At 65.7% G+C, this 19,101-nt stretch carries 16 protein-coding genes; 6 read left to right on the top strand and 10 right to left on the bottom strand.

The genetic code is table 11. The annotated features are described in order from the left end of the window. Window positions 1–42: 42 nt before the first annotated feature. Window positions 43–1,338, bottom strand: coding sequence for an ABC transporter substrate-binding protein (locus FAZ98_RS14605; RefSeq protein ID WP_158952049.1), 1,296 nt, complete (start codon window positions 1,336–1,338; stop codon window positions 43–45). Window positions 1,339–1,674: 336 nt separating this feature from the next. On the opposite strand from FAZ98_RS14605, the gene FAZ98_RS14600 reads away from it, so the two are divergent. Beyond that, window positions 1,675–2,682 (top strand): CAP domain-containing protein, encoded by a 1,008-nt coding sequence (locus FAZ98_RS14600; RefSeq protein ID WP_158952048.1) that lies wholly within the window; start codon window positions 1,675–1,677, stop codon window positions 2,680–2,682. Between the two features lie 113 nt (window positions 2,683–2,795). On the opposite strand, the gene FAZ98_RS14595 is transcribed toward FAZ98_RS14600, so the two are convergent. Continuing rightward, window positions 2,796–3,176 (bottom strand): porin, encoded by a 381-nt coding sequence (locus FAZ98_RS14595; protein WP_233272769.1) that lies wholly within the window; start codon window positions 3,174–3,176, stop codon window positions 2,796–2,798. A gap of 51 nt (window positions 3,177–3,227) precedes the next feature. On the opposite strand from FAZ98_RS14595, the gene FAZ98_RS35390 reads away from it, so the two are divergent. Then, window positions 3,228–3,521, top strand: coding sequence for a hypothetical protein (locus FAZ98_RS35390; protein WP_199272407.1), 294 nt, complete (start codon window positions 3,228–3,230; stop codon window positions 3,519–3,521). Here the strand turns inward: FAZ98_RS35390 and FAZ98_RS14590 are convergent. Genes FAZ98_RS14590 through FAZ98_RS14580 form a run of 3 tightly spaced genes read right to left on the bottom strand, consistent with a single transcriptional unit; the run spans window position 3,454 to window position 9,506 of the window. Next, window positions 3,454–4,953: an efflux transporter outer membrane subunit gene (locus FAZ98_RS14590; protein WP_158952047.1), complete on the bottom strand. Its 1,500-nt coding sequence runs from the start codon at window positions 4,951–4,953 to the stop codon at window positions 3,454–3,456. The two genes, FAZ98_RS35390 and FAZ98_RS14590, sit on opposite strands and share 68 nt — an antisense overlap. Then, complete coding sequence (locus FAZ98_RS14585) at window positions 4,950–8,252, bottom strand: efflux RND transporter permease subunit (RefSeq protein WP_158953883.1); 3,303 nt, start codon at window positions 8,250–8,252, stop codon at window positions 4,950–4,952. The genes FAZ98_RS14590 and FAZ98_RS14585 overlap by 4 nt, the downstream gene beginning before the upstream one ends. An 18-nt stretch (window positions 8,253–8,270) precedes the next feature. Further along, window positions 8,271–9,506 (bottom strand): efflux RND transporter periplasmic adaptor subunit, encoded by a 1,236-nt coding sequence (locus FAZ98_RS14580; protein ID WP_158952046.1) that lies wholly within the window; start codon window positions 9,504–9,506, stop codon window positions 8,271–8,273. A gap of 151 nt (window positions 9,507–9,657) precedes the next feature. On the opposite strand from FAZ98_RS14580, the gene FAZ98_RS14575 reads away from it, so the two are divergent. The 4 genes from FAZ98_RS14575 to FAZ98_RS14560 all read left to right on the top strand — a co-directional run bounded on the left by FAZ98_RS14575 (window position 9,658) and on the right by FAZ98_RS14560 (window position 14,568). Beyond that, the gene (locus tag FAZ98_RS14575; protein ID WP_158952045.1) at window positions 9,658–11,064 is read left to right on the top strand and encodes an ATP-binding protein; all 1,407 of its coding nucleotides are present in this window, start codon (window positions 9,658–9,660) and stop codon (window positions 11,062–11,064) included. A 56-nt stretch (window positions 11,065–11,120) separates the two neighbouring features. Further along, the gene (locus FAZ98_RS14570; protein ID WP_158953881.1) at window positions 11,121–11,744 is read left to right on the top strand and encodes a response regulator; all 624 of its coding nucleotides are present in this window, start codon (window positions 11,121–11,123) and stop codon (window positions 11,742–11,744) included. A gap of 148 nt (window positions 11,745–11,892) precedes the next feature. Beyond that, on the top strand, window positions 11,893–13,104 hold the full coding sequence (locus tag FAZ98_RS14565) for a putative DNA modification/repair radical SAM protein (RefSeq protein WP_158952044.1): 1,212 nt from the start codon (window positions 11,893–11,895) through the stop codon (window positions 13,102–13,104). A 9-nt stretch (window positions 13,105–13,113) separates the two neighbouring features. Then, entirely contained in the window at window positions 13,114–14,568 is a 1,455-nt protein-coding gene (locus FAZ98_RS14560; protein WP_158952043.1) for a UdgX family uracil-DNA binding protein, read from the top strand. 19 nt (window positions 14,569–14,587) lie between these two features. Here the strand turns inward: FAZ98_RS14560 and FAZ98_RS14555 are convergent, their stop codons facing one another. From FAZ98_RS14555 to FAZ98_RS14535, 5 genes are read right to left on the bottom strand one after another with little or no spacing between them, the layout of a single operon-like run. Further along, window positions 14,588–15,040: a MaoC/PaaZ C-terminal domain-containing protein gene (locus tag FAZ98_RS14555; RefSeq protein WP_158952042.1), complete on the bottom strand. Its 453-nt coding sequence runs from the start codon at window positions 15,038–15,040 to the stop codon at window positions 14,588–14,590. A 17-nt stretch (window positions 15,041–15,057) separates the two neighbouring features. Then, the gene (locus FAZ98_RS14550; protein ID WP_158952041.1) at window positions 15,058–16,689 is read right to left on the bottom strand and encodes an AMP-binding protein; all 1,632 of its coding nucleotides are present in this window, start codon (window positions 16,687–16,689) and stop codon (window positions 15,058–15,060) included. After that, window positions 16,689–17,402, bottom strand: a complete 714-nt coding sequence (locus tag FAZ98_RS14545) for an ABC transporter ATP-binding protein (RefSeq protein WP_158952040.1) — start codon at window positions 17,400–17,402, stop codon at window positions 16,689–16,691. The genes FAZ98_RS14550 and FAZ98_RS14545 overlap by 1 nt, the downstream gene beginning before the upstream one ends. Beyond that, on the bottom strand, window positions 17,399–18,193 hold the full coding sequence (locus FAZ98_RS14540) for an ABC transporter ATP-binding protein (RefSeq protein WP_158952039.1): 795 nt from the start codon (window positions 18,191–18,193) through the stop codon (window positions 17,399–17,401). Before FAZ98_RS14540 ends, FAZ98_RS14545 begins: the two co-directional genes overlap by 4 nt. Beyond that, window positions 18,190–19,089, bottom strand: a complete 900-nt coding sequence (locus FAZ98_RS14535; protein ID WP_158952038.1) for a branched-chain amino acid ABC transporter permease — start codon at window positions 19,087–19,089, stop codon at window positions 18,190–18,192. The genes FAZ98_RS14540 and FAZ98_RS14535 overlap by 4 nt, the downstream gene beginning before the upstream one ends. Between the last annotated feature and the right edge of the window lie 12 nt (window positions 19,090–19,101).

The following is a 19,101-nucleotide window of genomic DNA, read 5'->3' as shown; positions in this document are numbered from 1 at the left end:
ACGGTTTCCTGTGCGCGAACAGGGCGGCGCGACTCGCCGGTTTCAGGGGTAGGCGCCCTTCGCCTTTTGCTCGATCGCGGCGAGCACCTTGTCGATGTTCGCGTCGCTCGGGTCTTCGAGAAAATGCTGGAGTTGCACGCGGTATTCGTCGACGAGATCGCCCGGCAGCAGGTCGCCGAGCACGAACTGGGTCTTGCTCGCCCGCACCGCATTCGACGAAGCCGTGGCCGCCGCGCTCAGTTGCGCGCTGTCGGCCTGCTTCGACGGCGACGCGAGACCATGCCTCGCTTCGATGCTCGCGGCTTCGGCGCCCGTCACCCAGGTGAGGAACGCGTCCGCCGCCGCGGGATTCGCGCCCGACTTCAGCGCGAGGAATTCCTTGGTGTCGACGCTCGTGGTGTCGTCGTGACCGAGCCCCATCGCGGGAAACTGGAAGAGCGCGTAGTCCTGCCCTTCCTGCAAGCCGTATTCGCTTTTCGCGCGCGTGTTCACCCACATGCCGACCATGTCGTACGCATGCGTGCGCGCCTTGAGCACGTCGTCGGCGGCGTTGTCCCACTCCGTGGCCAGCATGCGGTCGGCGTGGTCGCAGCAGCCGGCCCTGAGCATGTCCGCGTAGCGGCGCAGCGCCGTTTTCACCACCGGGTCGGTCCACGCCATGCGATGCGCCGCGAGCCGCGAGGCCGCCTCGACGCCGCCCACGCGCAGCAGCAGGGTCTCGAACCAATCGGCATGCGCCCACGTCTTGCCCGCGACCGACACCGGCGTCACGCCCGCCGCGCGCAATTTCGCGAAGCTGCCGAGCCATTCGGCCCAGGTTTTCGGCGGCCCGCCGATCCCGGCTTTCTTCAACACGTCCGGGCGATAAAAAATGCCGCTGCGATCGCCGAACGTATAGGTCACGCCATACGTCACGCCCTGGTATTGCCCGAGACGCCGCCATTTATCGTCCAGATTCGCGCCCCATTGATTCGCCTGCCATTCGCGGTCGAGCGGACGAAGAAAATGTGCGTCGGCGAGTTCGGCACGAAACGCGGGCCAGGTATTGATCAGCAGATCGGCTTTCTCTCCACCCAATAACGCGGCGCGAATCGCACCACGGGCGTCGCCTTGAATCGTGAGACTGATTTCGCGAATCCTGATTTCCGGATGGCTTTTCGTAAATGCCGCTTCCAGTTCCTGCATGGTTTCGGCGTCGGAGCCCGAAAGCCAGTTGATGATGACGAGTTCGCCGTTAGCCGCGAACGCGGGTGATGCAACGAATAAAGCGGAAAACAGCACGAGGAACACGGGAAGGCGCCGGCAAACCGCTGCCGGCGCGAAGCTGACGCGTTTCATTACCCATCTCCGGGGCGTGGGCACGGTCCATTGCGAGAATGAGATTCAATTTAGTTGAAACGTTACTAACTAAGTTGAATGGATTCAAGAAAGGGTTAACCCTTTATCTTTTAATCGGACGATTAAAGTTAATTAACCTGATGTTTTAACTATGACAAATCAACATGTAATCAACGCAAACAACTTTCATTGCTCATATCAAAGGAAAACACGGCGAGCGTGCGTTAAGATTCGCCGGCTCCTCGGCCGCCGCTCTCAACCGCACCCTTGAATTTCGCCTATGCAGGTCGATAACCAGGAAGGCGCCGATGTCCGCCTCCTTTGCCGTTATCGACCATGTTCCCGCGAATTCCGCTTTTTTCCGCGCCTGTTTCCGCGCTCGCGCTCGCCTGCGCCGCGCTCGCCGCGTGCGCCAGCAAACCGCCCGCACCGGCCGCGGCCGCCTATACGGGACCCGTCGTCACGCTGCATCCCGTGCCCACCGGCGCAACGCTCGTGAGCACCGGCAATGCGGGATCGCCCGCGATTGCGTGGCTGAACACCCGCCGCGCCGAGCTGGGCCTCGCGCCCATTGCCGTCGATCGCGACCTCGCGCAGGCCGCCGCCGCGCATGCGCGCTATCTGCAACTGAACCGCGCCGCGGGCCACGACGAGCGCCCGGACTTGCCCGGCTTCACGGGGAGCGACGTCATCACGCGCGTGCGGCTGCACACGCCCGTGGCAGGCGCAAGCGAAGTCTTCGCGGTGTACGGCGGCCAGCGCGCGCCCGCCCTGCCTATCGACGAAATTTTCGCCGCGCCGTATCACCGCGGCGCCATGCTGTACGACTGGGCACGCGCGGGCGAAGCCGCGCTGAACGCGGACGCCTCGATCACCGTGCTCGATTTCGCCGATCCCGCGCCCGCGCTCACGGCGTCGGAACTGGTGGCGTATCCGTATCCGGGCCAGACCGACGCGCCGCTTGCCTGGACCGACGAAGAAACGCCCGACCCGATGGGCCCGGACGGCCGCTATCGCGGCGCGGTGCTCGGCTATCCGATCACGCTCTCCGGCGGCACGAACGCGCACGTGGACCTGCTCACGTTCGAATTGCGCAACGCCAAAGGCAAGACGGTGCGCTGCCATATCGCGCCCGTCACACCGGCGCAAAGCGGCCGCAATACCGCCGTGTGCACGCCCTATGAACCGCTGCTGCCGGGCACACGCTACAGTGCGCACGCGACCGGCCTGCTCACGCAGCAATACGGCGCGGCCAACGTGCCCTTCGATCTCAGCTGGACCTTCAGCACCGCCGCGCCCCACCCGCGCACGCTGTTCGCCACGCGCGCCGACACGCTGGATTAGCGCAGCGCGCTCGAACCGCATCGACGTAAAAAAGCCCACGAACCGGCGCCTTTCATGCCGGCTCGTGGGCCACCTCGCACGACCGAGCCACCGCGCGGCGGCGTTGAAAACGGTTAGAACATCGTGCGCAGGCTCAGGCTCGCGCCGAAGTTGTTCGCCTTGCCCGCGGACGTGAGCGGCCCGTTCGGATCGCTGAGCGAGGCGCCCGAGAGATGGCTGTGGTCCACCTCGACATACACGTCGGTGCGCTGGCTCAAGATGTAATCGGCGATCTCGTACACGGTCTGGATCGTGCCGTTGCGGCCCGGCGCGACGTTGTTCGCGTGATCGTACGCATACGAGGCAATGAAGCGCCATTGCGGCGCGAGTTGATAGCTCGCGCCCACGCGCACGAACACGTCGTCGCGCGCGCTGCTTTGCGTGCCGAATGCCGTCGTGGCGTTGCTCACGATGTTGGTGTTCGAGAGCGGGCCGCCGCTGTTGGTGGCCGCCACCGTGCAGCCCGCGTCGCGGCGCGCGTCGATGGCACGACCAGGGATCAGGCCGTGGCTGCGGTGCAGCGTTTCGCGTCCATCGTCGGCAAAATTTCGTCGATGTCGAAGCACCAGCGCGCGAGCATTGGCGAAGTCAATCTCGCGATCCGGCAAATGGGCGACGTCACGCAGCGCAACGCCGCGCGCGTCGAACAGGCCGCCGCCGCGGGTTCGCTCGACGTGCAGGCCATGCGTCTGCTGCAGTCGGGGCGGCGTTCGACGTGGAGCAAGCCGCCGCTTATTGAGCGGCGCCTTGTTGCGGCGTGGCGGCGTCCACGCCGCCGCCCAATGCCGCGTACAACGTGATCAGGCTGCTCTGCGCCGAGAGTTGCGTCGCCACCAGCGACTGCTGCGCGGTGTAGAGCAAACGCTGCTCCGTCAACGCGTCGAGCAGGCTTTCGCTGCCCGCCTTGTACATCGCCATGGAAAGATCGTAGGCGTGCTGATCGGCCTGCACGGTGCGCGTTTGCGCGTCGAGTTGTTCGTCGATGGTCGCGCGGGTCGCGAGCGCATTGGCGACTTCCTCGAACGCCGTTTGAATCGTCTTCTCGTAGTTCGCGACGTCGATTTTCACGGTGACTTTGGCGGCGTCGAGCGTCGCGCGATTGGCGCCCGCGTCGAAGATCGGCAACGTTGCGTTCGGCTCGAACGACCAACTGCGATTGCCGCCCGTGAACAGTTGCGCGAGCGCCGGACTTTCGAAGCCGAGCGCCGCCGTGAGGCTGATGGTCGGGAAGAAGTTCGCGCGCGCCGCGCCAACGTTCGCGTTGTCGGCCTTCAGCGTATGTTCGGCGGCCAGCACGTCGGGGCGCCGTTGCAGCACGGTGGACGGGATACCCGCCGGAATGCTCGTCATGCTCGCGACCGGGTCCACCTGCGCGTCGGGCAGATCGGCAGCGGGCACGGTCGCGCCCACCACGAGTTCGAGCGCATTGCGCGCCTGCGCCGCCGTGGTCGTGGCCTGCGCCACGGCATTGCGCGCGGCCTGCAGGCTCGCCTGCGCCTGCGCGAGATCGAGCGCGCTCGCCGCGCCCAGCGTGTGCTCGCGATCGACGAGATCATAGGTGCGCTGCTGGCTCGTGAACGTGTCCTGCGCGATCGCGAGCAGGCGCTTGTCCGAGGCGAGCGTGAGCCAGTCGCTCGCCACTTCCGAGACCAGCGTGATTTGCGTGCTGCGCCGCGTTTCGACGGTGGAGAGCCACGTTTCCAGCGCGGCCTTGCTCAGGTTGCGCACGCGGCCGAACAGGTCGAGTTCGTACGACGTGAAGCCGAGATCCGCGCTGTAGATATGCGTGGTTTCGCCGCTCGCCGCGTTGGCCGTCGTGCTCGCTGCGCTCGATTCCGCGCTGCGCACCGAGGTGGGCGTGCGGCCCGCGTCTTCGCCCGCGCCGAGATCGATGGCGGGAAACAGCGCCGAGCGCTGGATCCGATACTCCGCGCGCTCCTTTTCAATGTCGAGGATCGCCACGCGCAGGTCGCGATTGTTTTGCAGCGCGAGCGCGATGGTGCGTTGCAGACGCGCGTCGACAAAGAATGTCTGCCAGCCGATATCGGCGGCCATGAGGTTGCCGGTTTGGGCAGCCGACGCCGCGGGCGCCGAGGCCGCATCGGCCCCTGAAGCGGGCCATGAAGCGGGCACGGGCGCGGCCGGCCGCTGGTAGGCCGGCGACAGGTCGATACACGCGCTCAACAGCACCGCCACGGCGCTCGCCGTCACACCATTTCGTATCGCCTTCATGCCGCTCCTCCGCTTGCAGTCCGATTCGCAGTCCGGTTCGCCGCCTCGTACTCGCTGCCCGCCGTTTCCGCTTCGGCGTGCTCCGCTTCCCGCGCGTGTTCCGCTTCGCGCGTTGCCGCCGTATCGGACGCGCCCGGATCGCCGTCGGGGTCGTCGTCCGGATCGCCCGAACCGCCGGGACCGTGCGCGCCGCGCGGACCTTCCGGATCGGTGCCCTTGCGGCTCAGCTTGCGCACCATGAAATACGAGAGCGGCGTGAAGAAGATCGCCAGCAGCGTACCGGCCAGCGTGCCGCCGAACACCCCCGTGCCGATCGACTGGCGCGCCGCCGCGCCCGCCCCGCTCGCGATCACGAGCGGCGCCACGCCCAGCAGAAACGCCAGCGAGGTCATGATGATCGGCCGGATACGCAATGCCACCGCCTGCTCGATCGCCTTCAACGTGCTCTTGCCTTCCTTCTCGAGCATGGTCGCGAATTCGACGATCAGAATCGCGTTCTTCGACGACAACCCCACGGTCACGAGCAGGCCCACCTGGAAGTACACGTCGTTCGACAGCCCGCGCAAGGTGGTGCCGAGCGAAGCCCCGAGCACGCCGAGCGGCACGATCAACAACACGGCCAGCGGCACGGACCAGCTTTCGTACAGCGCCGCGAGACACAGGAACACGAACAGCACGGAAACGGCGTAGAGATACGGCGCCTGACCGCCCGACAGCTGCTCCTGATACGAGAGTCCCGTCCATGCATAGCTGATGCCCTTGGGCAGCTTGCCGACGAGTTGCTCCATGGTCTTCATCGCCTGGCCGGAACTCACGCCGGGCGCGGGATCGCCCACGATTTCGAACGACGACTCGGCGTTGTAGCGGTCGAGTTCGGGCGGCCCATAGGTCCAGTGCGAAGTCGCGAACGCGGAGAACGGCACCATCGTCCCCGACGCATTGCGCACGTACCATTGCTCCAGCGACTCCGGCGTCATGCGGAACGGCGCGTCGCCTTGCACATAGACTTTCTTGATGCGCTGGTTGTCGAGGAATTCGTCCACGTATTCGCCGCCGAGCGCGTCTTCGATCGTCGTGTCGATGTCGCTCGGCGAGAGGCCCATCGCGCTCGCCTTGCGGTCGTCGATACTGAGCGCGAGCTGCGGCGTATCGCTCAAGCCGTTGAAACGCACCTGCCGCACCACGCCGCTCTGATTCGCCATCTTGATGAGCTGATCGCGCGCCGCCGAAAGCGCGGCATGGCCGAGGTTGCCTTCGTCGAGCAGTTGCATATCGAAACCAGAGCTGATGCCTAGCCCGCGCACCGTGGGCGGTTGCAGCACGAATACCTTCGCGTCGCGAATCTGCTGCGAGAGATCGCGCGAGGCCTTCGTCACGAAGCCTTGCGCCGTGTCGTTCGCGGCCGTGCGCTGGCTCCAGTCCTTGAGCTTCACCCACATCATGCCGACGTTCTGGCCGTTGCTGCCCACCGCGTAGCCCGCCACGTTGAACACTTCGGACACGGCCGGCTGCTTGAGCAGATAGTCCTCGACCTTGGCCATGGTGGCTTCGGTGCGCTGACGCGTGGCGCCCACGGGCGCGGTGACGGTCACCATCAGCACGCCCTGATCTTCGGTCGGCAGAAACGAGGTGGGCAGACGCACGAACAGAATGCCCGCGCCCACCACGAGCAGCGCATACACGACGATGGCCGCTTTACGATGGTGCAGGATCTTGTCGACGGCGCGCCGGTATTTGCCGGTCGAGACGTCGAAGCCGTGATTGAAGCGGCTGAAGAACCGGCCCTTCGGCTTCTCGTGACCGTCCTTGAGCAGCGTCGCGCAGAGCGCGGGCGTGAACGTGAGCGCCACGACCACGGAGAGCGCCATGGCCGAAACGACCGAAACCGAAAACTGTCGATAGATGATGCCGGTCGAGCCGCCGAAAAACGCCATCGGCAACAGCACGGCGGAGAGCACCATCGCAATGGCCACGAGCGCGCTGCTGATCTCGGTCATCGACTTTTTGGTGGCTTCGCGCGGCGATAAATGCTCCTCCGACATGATGCGCTCGACGTTTTCCACCACCACGATGGCGTCGTCCACGAGCAGGCCGATCGCGAGCACCACGCCGAACATCGTCAGCATGTTGATCGAATAGCCGGCCATTTCGAGTATGCCGAACGTGCCGAGCAGAACCACGGGCACCGCGATCGCGGGGATCAGCGTGGTGCGCAGATTCTGCAGGAACAGGAACATGATCGCCACGACCAGCACGATCGCCTCAACCAGCGTCTTCACCACTTCCGAAATGGACGTCTTGATGAACGGCACCATCTCGTACGGATATTCGACTTTCAGCCCCGCCGGAAAGCTCGCGGCGCGCTTGTTGAGAAAGTCGTGCACTTCCTTGTCGACCTGCACTTCGTTCGCGCCCGGCGCGAGCTGCAGGCCCAGGCCCGAGGCGGGCTTGTTGTTGAAGTTGGTTTCGACCGTGTATTCCTGCGGCCCGAGCGCCACGCGCGCCACGTCGCCGAGCAAGACCTGCGAGCCGTTCGTCTGGGTCTTGAGCACGATGTCGCGGAACTGCTGCGCGGTGGTCAGGCGGCTGCGCGCGGTAATGGTGGCGTCGAGTTCCTGCCCCTTGACCGCGGGCGCGGCGCCCACTTCGCCCGCCGCCACGTCGTTGTTTTGCGCGTCGATGGCGTTCACCACGTCCGAAGGCATGAGCGAGTACTTCTGCAGCTTGTTCGGATCGAGCCACACGCGCATGGCGTATTCGTAGCCGAATTGCTGCGCCTGCCCCACGCCCGGCAAACGTTCGATGGATTCTTCGAGGTTGCTGTAGAGATAGTCCGCGATCGCGGCCTTGCTCATCTTGCCGTCTTCGGAAACGAGGTTGAAGACGAGGAACGTGTCCGGCGAGGCCTTGCGCACCGTCACGCCGCTTTCCTGCACTTCGGTGGGCAGCAGCGCGTTCGCCGACTGCAACTGGTCCTGCACCTGCACCTGCGCGGTGTCGGGATTCGTGCCCGCCGCGAACGTGAGCTTGATCGAGATGTTGCCTTCGGAGTTCGCCGAGGACGACATGTACATCAGGTGATCGAGGCCGACCATCTGCTGCTCGATCACCTGCACGACCGCGTCCTGATTGGTCTGCGCCGAAGCCCCGTTGTAGGTGGTCGCGATCTGGATGGTGGGCGGCGCGATGTCGGGGTACTGGTCGAGCGGCAGCTGCGTGATGGCGAACGCGCCCGCCAGCGAAACGATGATCGCCAGCACCCACGCGAACACGGGCCGGTCGATGAAGAAGTGAGCGATACGCATTGCGCGGCTCCCTTAGTTCGACGCGGCCGCGGCCGGGGCCGTCGCGCTCGCAGCGGAGCTCGCCGCAGCGGTTGCCATTGCCGGAGCCGCGTCGCTCGTGGCCGCCGCGCCATCGGCAACCGGCACGGGATTCACCGTGTCGCCCACGCTCGCGTACTGCGAACCCGCCACCACGACGCGGTCGCCATCGGCGAGGCCGTTCGTCACGACCCATTCGTTGTTGTCGGCGGTGCCCGCGAGCGTGAGCGAACGTTGCTCGACCTTGTTCTGGGCGTCGACGATCAACGCCGTGGCATTGCCGCGCTGATCGTGCGTGACCGACTGCTGCGGCACGAGTATGGCGTTCTGGTCGATCCCCTGCTCGACCACGGCGTGCAGATATTCGCCGGGCAGCAGCAGCTTTTCCGGGTTCGGCACGATCACGCGCAAGGTGATCGTGCCCGTGGTCGGGTCGACGCCCACGCCCGCGAATTGCAGCGTGCCTTCGTGCGCGTAGGTGGTGCCGTCTTCGAGCGTGATCTTCACTTGGGCGTTGCCGTTCGCATCGGTTTTCACGGACCCGTCAGCGAGTTTCTTGCGCAGCGCGAGCACGTCGGTGCTCGATTGCGTCACGTCGAGATACATCGGATCGTACGAATAGATCGTGGCGAGCGGCGTGGTCTGGTCGGCGGTCACGAGCGCGCCCGGCGTATAGGCCGAAGCGCTGATCGTGCCGGTGACGGGCGCCACCACGCGCGTGTAGCCGAGATTGATGCGGGCGCTTTCGAGCGCGGCCTTGTCGGCGTCGATGGTGGCTTCGTCCTGCTTGAGCGTGGCTTCGGCTTCTTCGAGCGTTTCCTTGCTGATCGCGTCGATGGCGGCGAGCGAGCGGTCGCGTTCGGCAATCGGCTTTGCCGATAACAAGGCGGCCTGCGCTTTTTCGAGGTCGGCTTTGTCGGCGTCGTAAGCGGCCTGATACGGCGCGGGATCGATCTGGTACAGCACCTGCCCCGCGCGCACCACGCCGCCTTCCGTGAAGAGCCGCTTCTGGATCACGCCCGTGACCTGCGGCGTGACCGGCGAGGTGAGGTACGAAGTGGTGCGCCCCGGCAGCGACACCGATTGCGCGTACGGCACGGTTTTTACCGTCTGCACGGAAACCGACTGAATTTTTTTCTGCTCGCTCTTCTTGTCGTGCGAGCATGCCGCCAGCGCAACCGTCAAAACAAGCACGCCCGTGCGGCAGTGCGCGGAAAGTCGAATTTGCATAGTGGCCTCAATGCCGAGAGCGCGATCCACGCCCGATTCGCGGATTATGCAAATCAATTTCGCAAGAAATTAGGAAGTCAAGCCAGGTGTATTGCCAGTGCGGGCGGCCAGCGTAAAATCCGGCTTCATGATCTCTGCCGCCCTTCGATCGGTGCTCGCCAAACACCCGCTCGGCCTCACGACCAAACTGTTCGTCGCCATGGTGGTCGTCAATATCGTGCTGATCGGCGCGATGTCGCTAGGCGCGCGCATCAGCTTCGAGCACGGCTTTCTCGGCTATCTGGAGCAGCAGGACATCAAGCGTCTCGACGCGAGCGTGGCCCCGCTGGAAGCCGCGTATCGCGAGCACGGCAGCTGGGCGTTCCTGCGCGCGAACCGCCATGTCTGGCATCAGCTGATGCTGCCCAATCCGCGCACCTCGCTCGTGGACAGCAACTTTCCGCCGCCGCCCATCGCCGACCTCGTGGGCGCGAACCTGCGCTTTTCGCTGCTCGATGCGAACGGCGCGTATCTCTCGGGCAACCGCGAGATCGCCGCGGGCGCGCCGCGCCGGCCGGTGGTCGTCGACGGCAAAACGGTGGGCTGGCTCGTGATCGTGCCCGTGCAGGAAGTCACGGAAGCCGGCGACCTGCGGTTGCAACGCACGCAGCGCGACGCCAGCTGGGCGCTTGCGGTGGCGGCCATGCTCACGGCCGTGATGATCTCGCTCTGGATCGCGCGCGCGCTCGGCCTGCCCTTGCAGCGCATCGCGCGCGCGACGCACGTGCTCGCGGGCGGCGACTTTCAGGCGCGCATTCCCGTGGTGTCGGCGGGCGAACTGGGGCAACTCGAGGCGGACTTCAACAACCTCGCGCAAACGCTCGAACGCAACGAGCGCGTGCGCGCCGCGCTATTCGCCGATATTTCGCACGAGCTGCGCACGCCGCTCGCGGTCATTCGCGGCGAAGTGGAGGCGCTCGAAGTGGGCGTGCGCGAAATGTCGACGGAAGCCATGCGCTCGCTCTCCACCGAGGTCGCGCGCCTGAATCGTCTCGTGGACGATCTGTACCAGCTCTCGCTTTCGGACGTGGGCGCGTTGCGCTATCACTTCGGTCTCGTCGACGTCGCCGAAGCCATGGAAGAAGTGTTGAGCACGATCCGGCGGCCGCTTGCCGAGGCGCGCATCGCGCTGACCACCGACCTTCCCGGCGAACCGTGCTGGGTGCACGGCGACGAGCGGCGCCTGCAGCAAGTGTTCTTCAATATCTTCCAGAACGTCTTGCGCTACGTGCCCGAAGGCGCGGCGGTGCAGGTTCGCATCCGCCAGGACGCCGCGCGCATTCATATCGACATTCTGGACAGCGGCCCCGGCGTGCCGGACACGGCCCATGCCGCGCTGTTCGACCGCTTCTATCGCGTGGAAGGCTCGCGCAGCCGCTCCACGGGCGGCGCGGGGCTCGGCTTGCCGATCTGCAAGAGCATCATGGAAGCGCACCGGGGCGCCATTTCCGCCGCCCGGGCGCCGCAAGGCGGACTCTGGATCGCCATCCAACTCCCTTGCCCCGAGGAGACGCCGTGAGCGCGAACGATCCCACCGCCGAAATCCTGCTGGTCGAGGACGAGCCGAAACTCGCCATGCTGATGACCGACTTCCTGCGTTCGGCGGGTTTCTCCACGCGCTGGGTGCGCAACGGACTCGACGTGGAAAAGGCGGTGGCGGAACGCATGCCGAACATGATCGTGCTCGACCTGATGCTGCCGGGCCGCGACGGCCGCGATATCTGCCGCGACCTGCGCGCGTACAGCGACGTGCCCATCATCATGGTGACCGCGCAGGTGGAGGAAGTGGACCGGCTGCTAGGCCTCGAACTGGGCGCGGACGATTACATCTGCAAGCCGTTCAGTCTGCTCGAACTGGTGGCGCGCGTGAAAACCATTCTGCGGCGCGTGCGCGCGGATGCGCGGGCCGAGAGCAGCCCGCTGCAATTGAACGAGGCGGCGTTGAGCGTGACGTATCACGGCGTTGCGGTGGAATTCACGCCCATCGAGTTTCGGTTGCTCGCCACGCTGGCGAGCCGGCCGGCGCAGATTTTTTCGCGCAATGCGTTGATGGACCGCCTCTATACGGACGGCCGTATCGTGGACGATCGAACTATCGACAGTCATGTGCGCAAGATACGCCGCAAGCTCGAAGCGATCGCGCCGAACGAGGAACTGGTGCAATCGGTTTATGGCGCGGGATTCCGCCTGAATGTCTAGCGGCTAGCGGCGCGCGGCTAGCGGCGCGCGGCGAGCGGAAGAACCGGACGTTTCCCGCGATTCCACCCCAAAATCCCTCGCATTTTCCGCTTGCACTCGCTGAGCGCCCACGTAGAATACTGTATAGATATACAGTATTGGTGCCAAAGTGGAACTGCAACAAAAGCTCGAGATTCTGGCTGACGCGGCGAAATACGACTCTTCGTGCGCCAGCAGCGGCGCGCCCAAACGCGGTTCACGCGGCGTTTCGGGGCTGGGCGCGAGCACCGGCGCGGGCATCTGCCACAGCTTCACGCCAGACGGGCGCTGCGTGTCGCTCCTCAAGATCCTGCTCACCAACTTTTGCCTGTACGACTGCCAGTACTGCGTGAACCGGCGCTCGAGCAATGTGCCGCGCGCGCGCTTCACGCCCGAGGAAGTGGTCGACCTCACGCTCGACTTTTACCGGCGCAATTACATCGACGGCCTGTTTCTGAGTTCGGGCGTGATCCAGTCGTCCAACTACACGATGGAACAATTGGTGCGCGTGGCGCAGTCGCTGCGCGAAGACCATCAATTCCGCGGGTATCTGCATCTCAAGACCATTCCCGACGCCGACCCCGAGCTCATTGCGCAAGCCGGACGCTATGCGGACCGTCTGAGCGTGAATATCGAATTGCCAACCGACGGCGGTCTCGCGCGCCTCGCGCCCGAAAAGAACGTGCGCACCATCAAGCTGGCGATGGGAACGATCCGGCTCGGTCAGGAAGAAGCGCAGGCCGAAACGAAGGCGCCGCCCTTCACGCCGGCCGGGCAAAGCACGCAAATGATCGTTGGCGCCGACCCCACGAACGACCGCACCATCCTGCAAACGGCCGAATCGCTCTACAGCGCGTTCAAGCTCAAGCGCGTCTATTACTCGGCGTTCAGCCCCATCCCCGACAGTCCGTCCGCCTTGCCCGCGCAGGCGCCGCCGCTGCTGCGCGAACACCGGCTGTATCAAGCCGACTTCCTGTTGCGCGGCTACGGCTTCAATGCAAACGAACTGTTCGAAAACAGCGGCGACCTCGCGCTCGAAATCGACCCGAAGCTCGCGTGGGCGCTGGCGCATCGCGAACATTTTCCGGTCGACCTCAACCGCGCGCCGCTGCGCATGATCGCGCGCGTGCCCGGCATCGGCATGCGTAACGCCAAACGTCTCGTGGAACTGCGGCGTACGCGGCGCGTCCGTTACGACGATCTCGTGCGCCTGCGCTGCCCCATGGACAAGATCCGCCCGTTCGTGGTGACGCAGGATTATCGCGCGGCCCAGCAAGATGCCTCGTCCGAGCAACTGCGCCGCGCGCTCACGCCACCGCCGGTGCAACTCGCGTTGTTGTGAGGCCGGTTCATGCGCACGATCGTGATCGAAGATCGCTTTGCCGCGTGGCGCGCGGCCTCGCTGGCGGCGCTCGCGGAAGACCTCCGGCCGGAGTCGATTCAATGGCGCCTCGCGGAGACCGGAGCGCCACAGCAGCAAGCATCGCTCGACTACACGCCGGATTCGCGCAGTCCCGCCGCGGCATCGCCTCGCATGGCCGAAGTGCAGGTGTCGAAGGAACTCGCCGCCTTGCTCAAAGACGCCGCGTCGTTTCGCGACCCGGAGCGTTGGGCGTTTTTGTACAAGGTGCTGTGGCGCTGGCATCACGGCGACCGCTCGGTGGCATCGGCCGCCGATATCGACGGCTCTCGCCTGTATCGCATGGCCAAAAGCGTGCGCCGCGCGCAGCACGACATGATCGCCTATGTGCGCTTTCGCAAGCAGCGCGACACCCAGGCCGTGCCCGAATACGTGGCGTGGTACGAGCCCGACCACGACGTGCTCGAATGGGCGGCGGAGCATTTCGCGCAGCGCATGGGCCGATCTTCGTGGCTCATCACCACACCTCGCGGCGCCGCGTTCTGGGACGGCGGCGCATTGCATCTGGACGCACGCGGCGCGTTGCCGGGCGATCACCGCTACGACTCCGAAGACGAGGCCGAGGCGCTGTGGATCGCGTACTACCGCAGCACCTTCAACCCGGCGCGCTTGAACGAAGAAGCGCTGGAGCAGCATATGCCGGTGCGTTTCTGGAAGGGCTTGCCTGAGGCCCACCTGATTCCCGGCATGATCAGCGAAGCCAGAAGCGGCGCGCGGCGGCTCGCCCAGGCAAGCGGTGTGGGCTCGCTGGACGGCAAGGTGATCGCGGTCGAGGCCGAGACGGCGCAACCCGTTCGCGAACCACCCTCTTCGCTGGACGCTTGCCGGCGTTGCGACTTGTGGCGTCACGCCACGCAGGCGGTGAGCGGCGTGGGACCCGCCCGTGCGCGAATCATGTTGCTCGGCGAACAACCGGGCGATCAGGAAGACCTGAGCGGGCAACCGTTCGTCGGACCGGCGGGGCAACTGCTCAGCGTTGCCATCGAGCGAGCGGGCTTGTCGCGCGAGCAGGTTTATCTGACCAATGCCGTGAAGCATTTCAAGTGGGAGCCGCGCGGCAAACGCCGGTTGCACAAAACGCCGGCGCAGCGCGAGGTCGAAGCGTGCTACTACTGGCTCGAACGCGAACTGAACGCGGTGCGGCCCGCCGTGATCGTGGCGCTCGGCGCAACGGCGCTCACCGCCTTGCTGCGCGAGAAGGTCAGCCTGCGCGACTACGTGAGCGCGCCGTTCGAGATCCATGGCGGCTGGGCCGTCGCCACCTGGCATCCTTCGTTCGCATTGCGCCAGCAGGACGAGAGCGCGCGCGACACCGTGCTCGGCGACATCACGCGCGCGCTCGTCCGCGCGCGAGCATTGGCGAACCCGACTCCATCGCCCGGCTGAACACCGTGCCGAAAAGGGCTTACGCCGCGCCGCGCTTCTTGATCAGCATGTCGCTGATCCCGTCCTGCACGATTTCGTCGCGCTGATTGAGCATCACGAAGCGGCGCGTGAGCTTGCCCGCGCGTTCGCTCTTGCCGCCGTCGAGTGCGAGAATGTCGAGCCGCAACCGCAAGGTGTCGTTGACGAAGATCGGCGTGACGAACTTCCAGTCGTTCAGCGACATCATCGCGATCACGCTGTCGTGAAAGATACCCAGCTGATGCAGCATGCCAGTGGCCACGGCAATGCCCAGGGTGCCATGCACCACGCGTTGCTTGAAGCGCGTTTTGCCCGCGAATTCGGCGTCGGCGTGAATCGGGTTCCAGTCGCCGGACAGCATCGAAAACAGCGTGAGATCGCTTTCCGTGATCGTGCGGCCGCCGCTTTCGAACGTCTGGCCCACGTGAAAATCCTCGAAGTACAGCGAAGTCATGTCAGTCTCCCCCATCGTCAAACGGTTTCGCCTTGCACGCGCTCGACCGCCATGTCGCGCAGCCGCGCGCGCTGGATCTTCACGCCGTTCGAACTTTGCGTGACCGGGAACGCGTCGACGAACCACACGCGCGCGGGCACCTTGAACGCCGCCATGCGCCCGGCCAGCGCGTGACGCACGCTTTCGGCGTTCAAGCCCGGTTGCGCGGCGGCGATCACGAATGCGACCGCGCGCTGCTGCCCGTCGATCTCGACCGCGACGATCTGCGCGTCGTCGACGCCCTCGATCGCCTTGATCTCGTCCTCGATCTCGACCGGGCTCACGAGAAAGCCCGCGAGCCGGATCGCGTCGCCCTTGCGCGTCTGATACACGAAGCTGCCGTCTTCGCGCAGAAAGCCGATGTCGCCGGTGCGGAAAAAGCCGTCGGGCGTGAGGGCTTCGGCGGTCGCATCCGCGTTGTCGAGGTAGTGCAGAAAATTGCCCGGCGCGGCAATTTCGATCTCGCCGCTTTCGCCGTGCGGCAACAGCTTGCCGCTTTCGATGTCGCGAATGCGGATCGTGGCGAGTTCGCCCGCTGCCGGATAGCCGCCGCCTTCGATGCGCGTGTCGAACGGCATGTCGATCTTCTGGCACGAAAAGAGCGCCTGCACTTCGCTCGAGCCGTACAGCCCGGTGAGCGGCATGCCGCGCGTTTGCGCGTAGGCGGCGAAGCTCGCCAGCCCCGGCTGGAACGCCGCGAAGCCGAACACGCGCGCGGACGGAAACGGCCGCTCGCCCTCGCCCGCTTCGAGCAGACGCCGATACATCTCGTCGCTGCCGAAGGTGTGCGTCACGCGATGCGCCTGCACCAGCCGCGCCGCTTCCCGCGCGTCGAACGTGTCGATCAGGACGACCGGCGCGCCGCCGGCGAACGCCGCGAGCGCGCCGTTCAAACCGAATACGCCGCAGAACGGCAGCGCCGCGAGCATGACCGCGTCGTGCGCGTCGAAGCCGTAGGCGCGCGCGGCGCGCTGGCTGTGACCCGTGATCGTGCGCTGGGGATGCACCACGAGCTTCGGCGCCTTCGTCGTGCCCGAGGTCGTGAAGAGGATCAGCGGCGCCTCGGCGGTTTCGCCCGGGCGGCGCCTGCGCGGCGCGGTCGCCGGTTCGAACGCGCAATGCACCACCGGTTTGCCGATGAGCGCTTCCGGCGTGCTCGCGTCCGCGTCGATCACCGCGATCTTGCGCAGCGACGCGACCGCGTGAGCATCGATGCCGGCCAGTTCCGCCGGAAAATCGATCTTGCGGAAATTCGGCTGAAACACCAGCAGCTTCGCTTGCGACTTGCCCAGAATGTGTTCGAGTTCCGCGCGCCGATACCGCGTGTTGACGGCCACGACCGTCGCGCCAATGCGCGCCGCGCCGAACAGCAGCGCGAGCCATTCGATGCGGTTCACGAGCCACACGGCCACGCGATCGCCCGCGCCAATCCCGTGTTCCTCGAGCCAGCGCGCGGCGCCTTCGGCGAGCGCGTCGAATTGCGCGTAGCTGAGCGTGGCGCCGCCGTCGACGAAGGCGGTGCGCGTGGCATGCGCCGCGAGATGATCGGCAAGCAGCGTGTTCAGCGTGGCGACCGGTGCCGGGGCAACCTCAGTGGAAGAGTCGGACATCAGTAAAGCTCCATCAGTTTCGCATTGGTATCGAGTTCGCCCGGCAGCGCCTCGCGGATCAGCGAGCCGGACTTCATCACCACGACGCGGTCGCTGACCTTGAGCGCTTCGCGCACGTTCTGTTCGACGAGCAGGATCGACATGCGGGTGTCCTGCTGCAACTGGCGGATCGGGCCGAGCAGATCCTGGAACAGCTTGGGCGCGAGACCGATCGACGGTTCGTCCATCAGCAGGCAGCGCGGCCGCGACAGCAACGCGCGGCCGATCGACACCATCTGCTGCTGGCCGCCCGAGAGCGACCCCGCGCGCTGTTTGTAGAAGCGCTTGATGTCGGGCAGCACGGCCATGACCCAGTCGAGCCGCGCCGCGTGTTCGGCAGGCGGCACGTCGGCGGACCAGAGGCCAAGCTTCAGCACTTCTTCGACAGAAAGACTCGGAAACACGCCACGCCCTTCCGGCACGAGCGCGATGCCCGCCGCCGTGGAAGCGCGCACGCTCTGCCGCTCGCGCTTCGCGCCGTCGACGAACACCTCGCCGCCGCTTTGCGCCATCAGGCCGAACAGCGTTTTCACGAGCGTCGATTTACCGGCGCCGTTATGGCCGAGCAGGCACAGTACTTCGTTCTCGCGCAAGGTCATGTCGATGCCGTTGAGCACCGCGCGGCCGCCGTAACCGGCCGTCAGCGCGCGCGTTTGCAGGATCGGTGCGCTCATGCGGTCTCCCCGAAATAGATCGATGCGAGCCGTGCATCGGCGAGCACGTCTTGCGGCGCGCCTTCGGCAAGCAGGCGCCCTTGATCGAGGAACGCCACGCGGTCGGACACGTTCGACACCACGTCGAGGTTGTGCTCGATGATGCAGACCGTCACGCCCTCTTTCACCTGCGCGCGCAGCAGCGCGACGAAGCGCTCGTACGAGCGCGGATCGAGACCCGACGCGGGTTCGTCGAGCAGCCAGATCTTCGCGTTGCTCGCGATCAGCCGCGCCACCGAGAGAAACTTGCGCTCGGCGTAGGCGAGATCGATGGCGCGCGCCTCAGCGAGAGACTGCAAGTGCGTGGTGTCGAGAATCGCGCGCACTTTCTCGTCGCGCGCGTCGCGTGCGCCGCGCCCGCCCGGTTGCCACAACCACGAGCTTTGTTCCATCGCGGTCAAGATGTTCTCGCGCACCGTCATCTGCGAAAACAGGCGCAAGTCCTGAAACGTGCGGCCAACGCCCGCGCGCGCGATACGCCACGGCTCGCGGCCCGCGATCGACTCGCCGCGCAACAGCACGTCGCCGGTACTCGGCTTCAGATGGCCGGTGATGAGATTGAACAGCGTGGTCTTGCCCGCGCCGTTCGGGCCGATCAGTGTGGTCACGATGCCGCCGCGCAGCGAGAGCGATACGTCCGACACCGCCTGCAAGCCGCCGAAGCGCTTGCCCAGTTGACGCACTTCGAGCAGCACCGGCTGCGTGGCCGCATCCTGCGCGGGAGACACATCGGCAAGCGGGGTCGTGCTCATTGCGCGCCTCCTTTCACCGTACGTTGCCGCTTGCCCGCGCCGACGATCCCGCCCGGCCGGTAGATCATCAGGAGCACCATCACGAGGCCGTAGACCGCCTGCTGCACGAGGCCGACTTCCGCCTGCGGCAGACCCGGCACGAAGCTCAGCGCGGCGGGCAGCAGCATCAGCAGCGCCGCGCCGATCAGCGGACCGAACAGCGAGCCGGTGCCGCCGATGATGACCATCGCCATCAGCAACACGGAAAGATCGAGCGTGAAGCCTTCGACGTTGATGAAGCTGAGATAGAACGTGTAGACCACGCCCGCCGTCGCGGCGAGCGCGGCCGACACCACCACGGAGAGCGTCTTGATCGCCTTCACGTTCTTGCCGAGCGCGAGCGCCGCCGACTCGCTGTCGCGGATCGCCTGCAGATTGCGGCCGAAGCTCGAACGCACCAGCAGCCACAACACCACGCCCACCAGCGCGAGAAACGCGACCGCGAGCAGGAAGAAGCCGTTCGAGGTGTCGATGGCGTGACCGAACACCGTGGGCGACGGAATGTTGGTGATCCCGCCAAGGCCGCCCGTGACCGAGCGCCATTCGGAAAACACGGTCACGCCGAGCATCTGCAAGCCGAGCGAGGCCGCCACGAAATACTCGCCGCGCACGCGCAACGCGGGCAACGCGAGCGCGAGCGACAACGCGCCCGAGAGCGCCATCGACGCAATCGCGCAGACGAACACGTCGGGCGTCACGTGCATCGAGACGACCGCCGCCGTATACGCGCCAACGCCGAAAAACACCGCATGCGCGAGCGAAAAAATGCCCGCGTAACCCATCAGGAAATTGAGCGTCATCGCGAGGATCGCGTTCACGCAGACGAGCACCGCGAGATTCTGCAAATAAGCCAGCATGGAAGCGCCCTC

This window comes from Paraburkholderia acidisoli (assembly GCF_009789675.1).
Taxonomy (GTDB): Bacteria; Pseudomonadota; Gammaproteobacteria; order Burkholderiales; family Burkholderiaceae; genus Paraburkholderia; species Paraburkholderia acidisoli.
This window is presented reverse-complemented; position numbering and strand designations above follow the sequence as displayed.

Bases quoted from the DNA above. Each gene is read 5' to 3' on its own strand.
- FAZ98_RS14605 (WP_158952049.1), bottom strand. From the start codon at position 1,338: ATGAAACGCGTCAGCTTCGCGCCGGCAGCGGTTTGCCGGCGCCTTCCC.
- FAZ98_RS14535 (WP_158952038.1), bottom strand. From the start codon at position 19,089: ATGCTGGCTTATTTGCAGAATCTCGCGGTGCTCGTCTGCGTGAACGCG.
- FAZ98_RS14600 (WP_158952048.1), top strand. From the start codon at position 1,675: ATGTTCCCGCGAATTCCGCTTTTTTCCGCGCCTGTTTCCGCGCTCGCG.
- FAZ98_RS14590 (WP_158952047.1), bottom strand. From the start codon at position 4,953: ATGAAGGCGATACGAAATGGTGTGACGGCGAGCGCCGTGGCGGTGCTG.
- FAZ98_RS14560 (WP_158952043.1), top strand. From the start codon at position 13,114: ATGCGCACGATCGTGATCGAAGATCGCTTTGCCGCGTGGCGCGCGGCC.
- FAZ98_RS14570 (WP_158953881.1), top strand. From the start codon at position 11,121: ATGCTGATGACCGACTTCCTGCGTTCGGCGGGTTTCTCCACGCGCTGG.
- FAZ98_RS14550 (WP_158952041.1), bottom strand. From the start codon at position 16,689: ATGTCCGACTCTTCCACTGAGGTTGCCCCGGCACCGGTCGCCACGCTG.
- FAZ98_RS14540 (WP_158952039.1), bottom strand. From the start codon at position 18,193: ATGAGCACGACCCCGCTTGCCGATGTGTCTCCCGCGCAGGATGCGGCC.
- FAZ98_RS14545 (WP_158952040.1), bottom strand. From the start codon at position 17,402: ATGAGCGCACCGATCCTGCAAACGCGCGCGCTGACGGCCGGTTACGGC.
- FAZ98_RS14580 (WP_158952046.1), bottom strand. From the start codon at position 9,506: ATGCAAATTCGACTTTCCGCGCACTGCCGCACGGGCGTGCTTGTTTTG.
- FAZ98_RS14555 (WP_158952042.1), bottom strand. From the start codon at position 15,040: ATGACTTCGCTGTACTTCGAGGATTTTCACGTGGGCCAGACGTTCGAA.